The 12,337-nt window shown below is 65.1% G+C and carries 13 protein-coding genes and 1 pseudogene; 5 read left to right on the plus strand and 9 right to left on the minus strand.

Annotation, left to right across the window (positions count from 1 at the left end; genetic code table 11):
• Positions 1 to 52 precede the first annotated feature (52 nt).
• The 8 genes from FVE25_RS22700 to FVE25_RS22735 all read right to left on the minus strand — a co-directional run bounded on the left by FVE25_RS22700 (position 53) and on the right by FVE25_RS22735 (position 6,620).
• A complete protein-coding gene (locus tag FVE25_RS22700) occupies positions 53 to 1,390 on the minus strand; it encodes a tyrosine-type recombinase/integrase (protein WP_246267307.1) in 1,338 nt (445 codons plus the stop codon).
• A complete protein-coding gene (locus tag FVE25_RS22705; RefSeq protein ID WP_157249004.1) occupies positions 1,390 to 1,596 on the minus strand; it encodes a helix-turn-helix domain-containing protein in 207 nt (68 codons plus the stop codon). Before FVE25_RS22705 ends, FVE25_RS22700 begins: the two co-directional genes overlap by 1 nt.
• Positions 1,597 to 3,120 (minus strand): replication initiator, encoded by a 1,524-nt coding sequence (locus FVE25_RS22710; RefSeq protein ID WP_181019679.1) that lies wholly within the window; start codon positions 3,118 to 3,120, stop codon positions 1,597 to 1,599.
• Positions 3,121 to 3,149: 29 nt separating this feature from the next.
• Positions 3,150 to 4,571 carry an FtsK/SpoIIIE domain-containing protein gene (locus FVE25_RS22715; protein WP_157249005.1) on the minus strand — a complete coding sequence of 474 codons (1,422 nt, stop codon included), beginning with the start codon at positions 4,569 to 4,571 and terminating at the stop codon, positions 3,150 to 3,152.
• 85 nt (positions 4,572 to 4,656) lie between these two features.
• Positions 4,657 to 4,947, minus strand: a complete 291-nt coding sequence (locus tag FVE25_RS22720; RefSeq protein ID WP_157249006.1) for a hypothetical protein — start codon at positions 4,945 to 4,947, stop codon at positions 4,657 to 4,659.
• Positions 4,944 to 5,339, minus strand: coding sequence for a plasmid replication, integration and excision activator (locus FVE25_RS22725; protein WP_157249007.1), 396 nt, complete (start codon positions 5,337 to 5,339; stop codon positions 4,944 to 4,946). The genes FVE25_RS22720 and FVE25_RS22725 overlap by 4 nt, the downstream gene beginning before the upstream one ends.
• Before the next feature lie 127 nt (positions 5,340 to 5,466).
• Positions 5,467 to 6,198, minus strand: coding sequence for a GntR family transcriptional regulator (locus FVE25_RS22730; protein ID WP_157249008.1), 732 nt, complete (start codon positions 6,196 to 6,198; stop codon positions 5,467 to 5,469).
• Between the two features lie 167 nt (positions 6,199 to 6,365).
• Positions 6,366 to 6,620: a hypothetical protein gene (locus FVE25_RS22735; RefSeq protein WP_157249009.1), complete on the minus strand. Its 255-nt coding sequence runs from the start codon at positions 6,618 to 6,620 to the stop codon at positions 6,366 to 6,368.
• Positions 6,621 to 6,969: 349 nt separating this feature from the next.
• Between FVE25_RS22735 and FVE25_RS22740 the strand changes: the two genes are divergently transcribed.
• The 4 genes from FVE25_RS22740 to FVE25_RS22755 all read left to right on the plus strand — a co-directional run bounded on the left by FVE25_RS22740 (position 6,970) and on the right by FVE25_RS22755 (position 9,963).
• Positions 6,970 to 7,830: a DUF5919 domain-containing protein gene (locus FVE25_RS22740; protein ID WP_157249010.1), complete on the plus strand. Its 861-nt coding sequence runs from the start codon at positions 6,970 to 6,972 to the stop codon at positions 7,828 to 7,830.
• Positions 7,827 to 8,633, plus strand: coding sequence for an inositol monophosphatase family protein (locus tag FVE25_RS22745; protein ID WP_157249011.1), 807 nt, complete (start codon positions 7,827 to 7,829; stop codon positions 8,631 to 8,633). Before FVE25_RS22740 ends, FVE25_RS22745 begins: the two co-directional genes overlap by 4 nt.
• Before the next feature lie 156 nt (positions 8,634 to 8,789).
• A complete protein-coding gene (locus FVE25_RS22750) occupies positions 8,790 to 9,047 on the plus strand; it encodes a hypothetical protein (RefSeq protein ID WP_157249012.1) in 258 nt (85 codons plus the stop codon).
• Positions 9,048 to 9,699: 652 nt separating this feature from the next.
• The gene (locus FVE25_RS22755; protein WP_157249013.1) at positions 9,700 to 9,963 is read left to right on the plus strand and encodes a hypothetical protein; all 264 of its coding nucleotides are present in this window, start codon (positions 9,700 to 9,702) and stop codon (positions 9,961 to 9,963) included.
• A 269-nt stretch (positions 9,964 to 10,232) separates the two neighbouring features.
• On the opposite strand, the gene FVE25_RS22760 is transcribed toward FVE25_RS22755, so the two are convergent.
• Positions 10,233 to 11,471 (minus strand): DnaB-like helicase C-terminal domain-containing protein, encoded by a 1,239-nt coding sequence (locus FVE25_RS22760; RefSeq protein WP_181019672.1) that lies wholly within the window; start codon positions 11,469 to 11,471, stop codon positions 10,233 to 10,235.
• A gap of 722 nt (positions 11,472 to 12,193) precedes the next feature.
• Here FVE25_RS22760 and FVE25_RS56850 point away from each other — a divergent pair.
• Positions 12,194 to 12,337, plus strand: a pseudogene (locus FVE25_RS56850) (SAM-dependent methyltransferase); the annotation flags it as partial.

Below are 12,337 nucleotides of genomic sequence, written 5' to 3' on the forward strand. Positions count from 1 at the left end.
GTATGGACTTGTTGATCTCCGCGTGCCATTAGCGTGCCATTAGCCCTGGTGATCACCCCACGGGAGCGAGCACCTCAGGAGGCTCGTCTTCGTCGTCATCGCGTGCCCGTTCGTGCCCGATCAGGTGCTTGTCGATCGCTTCCGTGATGACCTTGTCGGCGCCTCTGACCGCGTGCTGGTAGATCATCGCGGCCCGAACACTGTCGTGACCCATGCGGGCCATCAGATCCTTGAGCCCGGCATTGCTGTTGGCCGCGATCATGTTCCCGGTGTGACGAAGGTCATGGAGGTGGAGGTTCGGGATGCCGAGAGGTCGCACGGCTTCCACCCAGCCGGCGAGCTTGTTGAAGGCGCTCCTTCGCATCGGGCCGCCCTTCACGCCCGTGAAGATCAGTGATCCAGCCTCCGGCTTGACGTAGATCTTGAGGTGTTCCCGTAGTGCGGGAATGATCGCCTGCGGAATGCCGACCACGCGCTTGCCCGCCTTGGACTTGGGCGGACCGAGGATCAGTTCCCCCGTCGAGCGCTCCACGTAGGCCAGGCGCACACGCACCGTTCCGGCGTCGAGGTCGAGATCTGCTCGGGTCAGGGCGGTGATCTCGCCCCAACGCAGGCTGGCGAAGGTGGCGAGAAGTACGAACGCTCGGTAGCGGCGATCATGGGTGCAGTCGGCCTGCCCCGTGTCGATCATTCGCCACAGCGCCTGCTCGGCTTCCGCTCGTGTGGGGAAGATCTCTGGACGCGTGCGCATCACACCGTGGCGCTGGAAGCGAACTCGATACCCCTGTTTGAGTCCTCGTACGCTCCCCACCGGTCGGCGACCGACTCTGTCGGCCAACTCGAAGACCTGTCCCACCGAGAGGACGGGACGCTCATCCGCGTGCTCGTCGCCGGCCCCACGGATTCGGCAGGGGTTACGCGAGATGATCCGGTCGCCTTCGCTGGCCGTCGTGAGTACCGCGCGCAGCAGACGGTACGCCTTGGCCGCCATGCTCACCGAGACGCCCTTGGCCAGGAGGTCGGCTCGCCACTGCCGGATCGTCGCGGTTGAGAGCTTTCCGAGGGCGATGCCGCCGATGTAGGGCGTGATGTGCTTCTTGAGCAGCCACCGATAGAGGTCGACGGTGCGAGGGCGCAAGCCGGGGCGCTGGTCGATCCAGGTTGCCGAATAGTCGGCGAGCTTGATCTTCGCCCGCTCGGGGTCGGTCCACTCTCCGGCGAGGATCTGCCCCTCGACAAGAGTCAGCGCTCTGTCCGCGTCTCCCTTGCGCTCATACGTTTCCTCGCCCGTTCTCACGCGACCGTCCGGGCCGGGGTAGCGGATCTGGAACCGGCCCGAGGGGAGTTTGCGGATATTGCCGAATCGGCGGTGGTTTTCCTTGTTGGCCATCACGCGGCCCTCCCCGTCACGTTGTGGCGCGTCAGGGGCGCGACCGTGCCCGCGACGACGAAGTTGATCAGTGCTGACTCGCTGATGCGGACGTGGCGTCCGACCTTCACGAATTCGATGCGCCGCTCGGCGATCAGGCGGCGGACGAAGCGTTCTGAGGTGTGCAGGAGTTCGGCCGCTTCTGGGACGGTGTGGAGTCGGTCCATCTAGGCCGCCTCTCCGGTTGCCGAAAGATTCCTGGCTTCCAGGTCGCGGAGGTGGGCCCGCCACTGGAGGCGCTTGGCCACGGAGCGGAGGAGGCGGACGCGGATCGGGTCGAGGTCGGGGTCACCGGTCTTGATGGGGCGCCAGATGTAGCGGCCGGGGTCGGTCGGCTCGTCTGGCTGGCCGAGGGCTTGCAGGACCCAGGTGCGGCGGTCCTGCTTGTGTTCGGTGAGGGTCTTGTTGCTCCACTTGCGGCTGACCAGGACGCGGCGGCCGGCGTAGCCGAGGTGTTCGGGCTTGTGGGCTTTGGAGCGGCAGCGGCCGGGAGACATCCCCTGCTTGGCGTTCTTGGGCTGGACGCCGTACCTCAGCCAGTTGGGGCACGTCGGGGAGCAGGGTTCGTAGCGCAGGGCTTCGACGAACCGGTCCGAGTGATCTTGCCGTCCCGCGAGATCTTCACCGAGAGATTTCGTGAGGTACTTCGACAGGTATCGGATGCACTGGTCGGCGTCGTGGGTGCCGGACAGGACGCCTTTGATGTCGACCTGGTCGCCGAAGCGGATGACGTGTTGCGGCTCGTCGATCTGGTCGAGGGCTTCGTCCCAGGTGGGCAGGACTTCGCCGGTTGCCGGGTTGAGGTAGCCCGCTGTCTCGTCCCAGACGGGTGTGTGGTCGAGGGGTTCGTCTGTGGGCGGCCACCAGACTTGGTGGTAGGTGGCGGCGGCTATCTGCTTGATCTCGGCGCGGGGAAGCGTTCCGCGGATTGCCATGTGGAGATGCGGGGCGAGGCGCTTTTGGGGTTCGACGGTGGCGAAGTACTGGATGTCGTAGCCAGCCACGCGGCGGAGGTTCTGGACGAAGCGGTCCACCAGCTTGGAGAAGTGCAGCGCGTCACGGGCCGCGCGGCGGTAGTCGTAGGCATCTGGGTCGATAGGGGAGCCGTCCCGCACCTTGCCGTAACTCGGGAGGGTGAGGGTGACGAACAGGGAGGGGCGGAAGGTCTTGCCGTCCGGGGCGTCGAAGGTGCGGCCGAGGGTGGTGTTGGCCATCTTGCGCTTTGGCAGGTCGGGCGCGTCCTGGCGCCGTTTGGTGGAGCGGTTGCGCTTGGAGGTTGCGCGGCCGAGGACGCTCCCGCGCATGCCCGCCTGGTTGATCTCGGCGTCCAGGCCGTCGAGTACGGCGTCGAGGTCGGCGGTGTCCTGATCTTCTGCGGCTGCCCCGTCTCGCCGGGCTTGCATGTCGGCGCGGAACTCGACCAGCCAGCGCTGTTCCTCAGTCGGCTCGTCGGGGGTGATGACAGGTTCCTGGTCCAGGTGCCAGCCTTCACGGCACTGGGCCATGCGGAGTTGCCGGTTGCGCTTGGCGCACGGTGGGCACTTGGCTTCCATCGTGGTTCCGCACGGGACGTCCACGATCTTGGACTTGCCGGTGTGGGTGTCAATCTGCCGGAAGGCGAAGGGGCGGATGCAGACGCCGTGGAGCTTGGCGACCTCTTCGGCTACATCGCGGGCGAGGGGCTGAGCCATGCGGACGGCTCGCGGGGTTGTGCGGTCGCTCAATGGGGCTCCTCTCCGAACTCGGTGACCATGGCGCGGATGTTCTCGTCGGAGACGAAGGTGGCGCGGACTCTGACCGGGTCCGGGTTGGCCTCCAGCCGGACATAGCCGACTCCGGCCCCCACCTCCGGGTTCGGGGAGATCTGGTCGGCTAGAGCGCCACGGTCGCGAGCGCCGTCGCCTAGAACCATGTCGACCTGTTCGGACTCGTCGAGGCGCAGGGCGATCTTGTCGGGGAACAGGTTGCGTATGTTCATGACCTCTTTGCGTGGGTCCTGGAGGGCCGCCAGGACGCCCACGCCTACGGCTCGTCCCTGAGTGGTGAGGGTTGCCAGGGCGGCCGAGATGCGGCGTCTCAGGTCCTTGTCAGCCTGGTAGGCGGTCAGGAACGCCACCTCGTCGACGACGACCAGGACGAACGGGTCCTCGATGGTCGGAGTGTGCGAGCGCTGGATGCCGGCGAACTTGGCGGCGCGCTTCTGCATGACCGACACCGCCTCTTCCAGGAGGTCGGCGCACGTGGCCGGGTCCGCCGCGTAGCGAGGGCCGAAGAGCGGCCTGCCGTACGACAGCTCCATGAGCTTGGGGTCGAGCGCCCAGACTTCGGCGAGACCGTCGTGCATCGCGGGGAGGAGGCCACGGATGGCGGACCAGATGATGGAGCCCTTGCCCGCGCCGGTGGCGCCGGAGACCAGGGTGTGAGTGCCATGGAGCTTGAGCAGCCAGGGGGAGCCGTCTTCCTGTCGGCCGATCTCGACCGGCCGGACGTCTCCCTGGGGCGGGATCGGTACCGCTGGGAGTGGGGTCGCGAGGGGATCGTGGCGGGGAAAGGTGAGGACGATGCGGCCGGCCTTGGCGATGGTGATACGGCAGGACGGGGCGCCGAAGCCGTGGGCGAGGTGGTCGAAGCGGTCCGCCCAGTCCTTGAACGACTGGCCGTTGAGCATCCGGACGGTGACGCGGTCGGCCCAGTTCGTGCAGGTGACCTTGCCCAGTCTGGGGATGTAGTCGCGGCCACGGACGTGCTTGCCCAGGCCGGAGACGATCATCACCGGTTGCCAGTGGCGGCGGTAGATCCAGATGTGCCGCCACCAGGCCAGCAGTCGCAGGCCGAGGACCTTGGCGAAGGTGGTCGGGTCGAGGAGTCGCCAGACGATCAGGCCGACGAGGGGCGGGGTGACGAGGAGGAGGGCGACGCGCCAGCCGTACAGGTATCCGAGCACGGCGGGGAGGCCGGCCACGGCTATGGCGGCCGGGTGGCGCCAGATCGTGCGGGCCAGGCTTGCGATGAGCCGGGCGGTGAAGAGGATCAGAGTGATGATCGCGGGAGTCTGGACTACAGCGGGCTTGAACACGACTGCCGTGTCCGGGGTGGTTGAGACGATGCGGTGCGGCTCTTCGCCGGGCATCTTGCGGAACATTAGGATTGGTTTCCTTCCAAACATTTGCGTGTGTGGGAGATCCAGGGGCCGCCGGAATGCCAGTTCCAGCGGCCCCGCTTGCGTGTCAGGCCGCCTCGTCCTTGGCGTGCAGGTGTTCGCAGAGGGCGAGGTAGCGGGCGGCGGCGTTGAAGAGGTCGGTGGCCAGTTCGAGGTCCTGGTCCGTGACGGGGCCCGCGCCGGTGGTGGAGATGGTCACGGTCGCCTCGTCGCTGCTCAGGTCCAGGAACGGCTTGCCGCTGTCGCCGGCCCAGGAGCGTGCGCGGATGTGCGGGGTGTGGAACGAAACGCTCACGCGGGACGGGGCGTCCGGGTGCATGGAGACGGTGACGTAGGTGTACGGGGCTGACGTGGTCATGCGGCTCCCTTGGTGGCGGTGCGGGGGCTGTGCATCTCCCTGGCCTTGATCGAGTAGGCGAGGCGGCCGGAGCCGTTGACGTAGGGGGTTACGGTCAGGCCGTCGAACTCGACCGGGGTGAACGGCAGGCCGTTCACAGGCTGTGGAGGAGTCGGCTGTACCGGGGAGAGGATCTTGACGGCTACGGTCTTCTGCGCGGCCTTGAGTGCCGGGTCGGCGTCCATGACGGGGATCTGCCAGACGAGTTCGCCTGACTGCTTGTCCCTGGCCTGGACGAACCGGTCGCCGGAGGAGGCGTCGAAGTCCTTGACCGGCTCGACGTCGCCGACGGTGTAGCAGCCGTGCGGGAAGACCTGGTGGAAGTGGACGGGGATCGGTCCTTGGAGTGCCATGTCGCATCCTTTAGCTTGTCGTCTTGTCGTTAACTCGACTTGTCGAGTTGATTCAAAGGTAACTCTGGCTCGACAGCTTGACAAGTCGAGTCTGCAAGATCTTTTGTGTGTTGCGAACTTGCCCTGGTCAGAGGGAGTAGGAGTCTTCCAACTCGTGGAGGTCGCCGGGCAAGGTGATGTCGACGACGAGCACGGGCCTGCCGCCCCCATTGAACACGCTCGCGATCACGCCGAGGACCGGCGCCGACTTACGGACTTCGAGGAGCCTGGCCTCTTCGGCAGAGGGGAGACGAGCGCTCAACCGCTCCGCGACGTGCTGAAGCTTCAGGCCCTTCACGGCCTGAAGGTGTTGGCGGATGCTCACACTCAGGAGGCGGGGGCCGCCGAGGTCCGTACCTTCGGCCAGATCGACGGGGCACCAGATGGTGATGAGTTCGGTCGGCCTGTCCGGGTCGCTGAACAGCAGGCTTCGCCGTACGACAGGTGTCCGCTCGGGGAGGCCGAGGAGCTTCGCCACGGCGCCCGGGACGGGGGTCGGACCGGCATCGACCACGGTCCCGCCTTCTTCCACTTCCGAGCGATCGAGTACGGCTCGCCCGGGGCGCGTGCTCTCCTCCTCCGAGACCGGAGGGGCCGACTTCACGAACGAGCCCTTGCCGTGTTCGCGGACGATGGTTCCCCGGAGTTGGAGGACCTGGAGGGCACGGACCACGGTCGGCCGGCTCACGCCGAACTCACGGACGAGCTGCGTTTCGGACGGAAGCAGAGAGCCCGGGGGATAGGTGCCGTCTGCGATCTTCTGCCTGATCGCCTGAACGATCTGGGCATACTTCGGCGGTGCGAACTCTTCAGGTGACATGACGACCGTCCAACAACTCGACTTGTCGTGAAGTCTAGCTGCGGTCTTTCCGTCTGTCTCCCCCTGTCATGGAACGGTGGGGATCACTGACTGCGCAACAGTGATCCCCACCGGGACAGAGACGCGACGGCATCAGTCACCCGGATGGACCATGCCGCCGCGTCCGCTCACCGGACCAGGCCGACCAGCAGCCCGGCCCACCAGTCATCGGTCTTGCTGAAGGTCCATCGGTGTGTTTCGTGGACGATCACGGCGTCATCCTCGCGGGTCATGCGGCGGAGGTAGCCTTGGCCGCCGGCGTGACAGAGCTCGTAGACCGTGTCCTGGCAGTCGCAGGTCCAGGCGACCACGCGCGAACGGTCCTCCGCGTGGGTCGGCCGGTACCAGGTGAGATGGAAGTAGGAGTGCAGACGCGCGTCCACATGAGGGCTCAGGCAATCGGGCTGCGTGGTCATGACGGGTCGCCTGCCATCCCGTCGCCCGAGCAGTGCAGGCACTCGGCGCGTTGCCGTACGCCACGGATGACTTCATCCGCGCTCCGCATCGTCACCAGGGCGCGGCGAAGGCTGACGTACTTCCACCCTCTTCCCGAACACGATCCGCACGGCGCAGTCATGGAACGAGCGTGTCGTGATCACCCGTCACGTCTCGACCGCGCTCAAACCTCGTCTCCGCACGCCACGTCTCTGTTTGTCTCGTCTTTGTCTCCTCCTCGCGCCCCTTCCTGACTAGCCTGAATCTAGAAGGCACCCCCAGCCCGAGGCGCTGATCATGACGGACCGGCAGATCCTGTTGAAGACGCTCCTTAAGCAACGGCACTGGCAGACGTACAGCACGTTCTGCAAGGAGTACGACAAGGCCGCCAAGCAGGTGGACACGTCGCTGCGAGGTGGCTACCCCAGCCGTGCGCAGCTCCACCGCTGGCTGACCGGTGAGCTGAAGGGCCTGCCATACTCCGATCACTGCCGCGTCCTGGAGGCCATGTTTCCCGGCCGGACCGCACGCGAGTTGTTCTCAGTGAATGGGGCCGACGTACCCGCACCCAGAACCGATCCCGCCGCCGGCCCCGAACCTGACAGCTCTTCACCTCCAAACCTGGCTGATGTCACCGCCGTATTCAGCAGCCGATCAGCCTTCTCGTCCGCATACCCGGCATCGGAGCTGTTCGACAACGCCAAAGAGATCAGCGCCGCCGGACTCTCGCTCAACGTGCTCTGCCAGAGCTACCCGGATCATCAGCTCAAGCGTCTGCTGGAGAGCGGCACGCGGATTCGCTGCCTCTTCTTGGACCCCAAGGGCACGGCGATCCGCGCCCGTGAGGACGAGGAGCGCTACACCGATGGCACGCTGACCACGTTGACCGCGCTCAACATCACCATGTTGACCAGGCTCCGCGACAAGCTGACTCCCGAGGCCGCCGAACGGCTCGAACTGCACGTCTACGACGAGACGATCCGGTTCAACATCCTGATCATCGACCGGGGGACATGCGTGGTTCAGCCGTATCTGCCGCAGGCCCGCGGAGTCGACTCCCCAACGTTCGTCATCACCGACAACACCGCGGCCGAGGGGCTCTTCCCCGTGTTCGACCAGGTGTTCACCGACATGTGGGAGCGGAGCAGACCCGTATGACCATCGACACCCGGACCCTTCTCCCGATCGCCGAACGGGCCGTCACTCTTGCCAGCGAGATCATCAAGACGCGATTGCCCGGCATGGTCACGTCCAAGGGCGATCGTGACATGGCCACGGAGGTGGATTACGCCGTTGAAGAGGCGGTGCGAGAGTTCCTCGGCCGGGAGACTCCCGAGATCAGTTTTCTCGGCGAAGAGGAAGGCATCAGCGGCATTGGTACCGGCCTGATGTGGGCACTCGACCCCGTAGACGGCACCGCGAACTTCCTCCACGGCATCCCGTTGTGCGGGGTCTCGCTGGGCCTGGTGGACAAGGACGCGCCAACGTTGGGCGTGATCGAGCTCCCGTTCCTGGCCACCCGCTACACCGCCGCCATCGATGGTGGAGCCCGCGCCAACGGAACCCCTATCCGCGTCAGCCACACCAGCGATCTAGACGCCGCGATCGTCGCTATCGGTGACTACGCGGTTGGCACCAACGCCGAATCACGGAACCGGCCCCGGTTGGCATTGACCGAGGAACTTGCCGCCCGCGTCCAACGGGTGCGCATGTTCGGGTCGGCTGCCGTCGATCTGGCATGGGTGGCCGAGGGCAAGGTCGACGCCAACATCATGCTCAGCAACAACCCCTGGGATACCGCTGCCGGCGTCCTCATCGCCCGCGAAGCAGGCGCCACCGTCATCGACATGGACGGCAGCCCCCACACCATGACCTCACGAGCCACCATCGCCGCCAGCCCCAAACTCGTCGCCGACCTCGTCGAGCTGATCGCTGAAGCGCAGAAGGCGGCAAAGGCATAGCGGGTGCATTGCTGAATTGTTCTTATTGAGATCAAGGCGGCGGCTGCGCCGCCGCAGCGCGCGGCCCTCCCCGCGCGGGCATGCGGCCTGGGGGCCGGTCCCGCGCGGGGAACCGCGCGCCGGGAGCACAAGGTCGCCAAGCCTTAAAGTATCGACATGTCCGAGAGCACACCGTCTGACGGACGGTACGCCGAACTCCGCAGACTGGGCGAGGAAGAGCGTTACAGGACGGCCGAGCTCCAGCAGACCCGCGTCCAGATCGCCAGCCTCATCCAGCAGTTCCTTCCGCCACATGCCCGCGCTGAGAAGATCGACGAGATTGTACAGGCCAGTGGCTACAGCCGGACTCTGATTGACGCCCTCCGGTACAAGGATCACCCCTGGCACCAGGGCAGCAGGCCCAAGAGGGAATAAGCCTCCAGCGGGGAACTCCGGCTCCGGGATGATCGCCGCGCCGGGCCTTGGGTCCGTAGATGGTTGAGGTGGAAGCCTGATCATCCCGCCCGCCATCGCCCCGGGCAAAGCCGAGCAGACCGGGGCCACGGGCACCAGATCGTTCGTCCAGTGGGGCGCTCCATCTGGTGCCCGTGGCCCCAGCCCGCTTCCCCTTCGGGCGGGACGACGGCAGACGGGATGAGCAGGTGGGCGGGGTGCGCGCGTCACGCGAAAGCACCAGGTCGCAGGCTGATCGTTGTGCCATTAGCGTGCCATTAAGGGGGGTGACGAGGGGTCAATCACGGTCGCTCGCGACCGGCTCCATTCGCAGGTCAACGTGTCTACAAGCCGAGGTCCCTGCAATTCCCAAGCTGACAGCGCGGGTTCGATTCCCGTCACCCGCTCCAATCGAGAGAAGCCAGGTCAGGGATAGATTCCCGGCCTGGCTTTTGATCTTTCTCGGCTCGTGTTGGATCTCGCGTGCCCGATCGGGCGGCGAGATCGTTACCGGTGTGACGAAGATCATGGAAGTGGAAGCCGATTCCATGGCCGCTGACACATCCCGTAGATGCTCGGTTTCGAATAGAGCTGGCCGGGGTTCTCCGGTGTCCCGACCAACGCAGGAGCGGACATGCAAGCTGACATCTCCCGCCCCACTCGCCGCTGGGTCCGGCTGCTGGCATCGCTGGCCATCGCGACCGCCGGCCTCACCGTCACCGGTGTCATCGGCCCGGCGACACCCGCGAGCGCCTGCTGCTTCGAGGGCCGACACCCCGACGAAGAAGCCTTCGTGGTCGTCGAACGGCCCGGTGTCGGCAACTACGACTACGTCTATGACAGCGGGCGGGTTCGGGAGTATCGCAACTTCACGTTCTTCCGCGAGTACCGCCGTTGACGACCAGCCTCACCGTGTACTTCTACGCGGAAGGGCGCCATCACCGGCATGGACCTTCCTTTGCCGGTGACATGACGTAGATGATCGCATGCAAATGGCTGAGGCGTTCAAGCCGCGAACGTGCCTCGGCTTCAGGATGGTGCTGCGTCTGCTGTCCGTGGACGTGCCGTCTGAAGTGGGTGCCGTTGGGGTCATGGACGGCTTCGCAATGCAGAACCTCGGGACCAGCCTTGGCTCAGGCTGGTCCCGGGAGGTTGCCGTGGAATCTCTCAGGGGGCTGGCGGAATGATGTCGACGAAGCGTGCATAGTGGCCCTGGAACATGACCCGCGATATTCCTATCGGGCCTCTCTTGTTCTTGTGGACGATGATGTGGGCTTCGCTGGTGTGTGAGGGCGGGTAGTCTCGCGCGTCCTTGCGGTGCACGACCATGCCGATGTCTGCCCAGCGTTCGACCTCTGGCTGTTCAGGGAAGCCGATCGGGTTTCGGCGTGAGCGGAAGCGCGGAGTGGTGCCGTGCATGGTGGCGATGACGGTGATGTTCAGCCTTGTTGCGAGGTCCTTTAGGAACTCGAGAGTCACTGTGGTGGGCTGCCCGCTTTGCCGGTCTGCATCGGCCTGGGAGGCGACGCCGTCCAGGGCGAGCAGCCGGAGGCCGAATTTCTCGTGAGCTTGGGTGGCATTCCGTAGGATGTCGTCGGCTTCCAGTGTCGGCGTCGTGTGCATCCAGACGGGTGCGTCGGTGAGTTCTGCGCGCCGGCGGCTGAGACGAATCTGGTCTTCTTCGTTCAGGTCGCCGCTGCGTGCCGCTTGGAGGTTGATGCCGGCGTCGGCCGTGATCATCCTGAGTTGCAATTCATGCATACTCGCGCCCGACGTCACTATGAGCGTTGGAGTGTTGTGTTTGATCGCCGCGTTGCGGCAGAAATTAAGCAGCAGAGTAGATTTGCCGGAACCCGGGTAGCCGTTTATCGTGACCAGCTCGCCACGCGACCAGCTACCGATCATTGTTTCCAGCTCTTTGAGTCCGATCGGGATGTCCAGCGGTTCTATCTCTTTCTCTGCGTCGACGGTTGTGGCACCACCCTTGGGCAACACCGGGTAGGTGGGTGCTTCTGTGAGTAGGAGAACCTCGGCGTGCTCGTCCGGTGCCCGAACGCTGCTTGCACTAGGTGTGTGGATGTCGTCGGCCCACAACTCCGCGAAGCATTCGACCACTGGTCGCGTAGCGAGGTCGGCGCGGGTGGCGAGGACGGTGACTACCTGCTCCAGGATGTACCAGCTCGGTGCTTGGTGGTTGAGGACGGAGCATACTTCTGCGTGGCTCAGTGAGTGGTGCAGGTCTTGCACGATCGCCCATACTTTTGGCTCCCCAGCCAGAATATGAAGCGCTCTGAGTGCGGAGGGGAGATCTATCTCTCGGCCGTGATATAGATCGTCGGAGTTGGGTGGCATCATTGCCTCTGTTCCGGCTGGTCGTGCTGATGAAGCCTGCTGGTGGCGCTTCATCGGGGATGCTTGTCGCTGGTGGCATGGAGCATTCCGAAAGGGGAGGGGGTCCATCAGTGCAACCTCAGGACTGGAAGGTGTTTCTGCGGGTGCCGGTTAAACAACTCGTGGTGACTGGGGGGATGATCACTAGGCGTATGTTGCTGTGTGTAGGGAGGGGCGAACTGAGTGTACTCCTAGAGGGCTGGTTCAAGGGTGTATATGGCTCTAAGTAGTCTGTTCGGCTTCACGTGATGCAGGGCGCTCATGTTGATATAGGTAGTTTTGTCTACGCATATGTCGCTGCGCCGGCCGTACTTGGGGGAGATCTTGGCGGTTTACGGGCTCGGATAAATGATCTCGCGGAGCCTGTGGGGTGGGTGGATTTGACTGCATTGCCACAATTGCGGGCTTTATGAGGCAAGGGAAAGGCGATGCGGTATCGCTGCTTCAGGTGGGAGGTGTGCCTCGGTGTCGGGCCGGGCTCGCCATGCTGGCTGGACGCGGTCATCGGCGTCCGCGGCGGCGCATCCATGTCGGCCGACTCGCCGGTGCGACTGTGGCGGCGGAGCAGCAATCGGTGCCGCCCCGGGTGGGCAGGCGATGGTGATCACCCAGTCGGAGAAGCGGTGGCGCTTAGGGCCTGTCCCGTGATCATGTGACGGGACGGTCGGTCTCAGGTGCGGGGGTCGGCACGGGCTCGGAGGAGCTGCGGACGTGCGCGGGTGTTAGCTTCCCTTCCCATGATGGAGCACCAGGACCAGACCGGGGCGGCCTACGAAGGGGTCGTCGAGCTGTATGCGTCGATGTTCGCTAATCGGTTGGAGACGCAGCCGTTCTCGCGGAACATGATCGGTACCTTCGCCGAGCTGGTACGCGAGACGGGG

Source organism: Nonomuraea typhae (assembly GCF_009760925.1).
Lineage (GTDB): Bacteria > Actinomycetota > Actinomycetes > Streptosporangiales > Streptosporangiaceae > Nonomuraea > Nonomuraea typhae.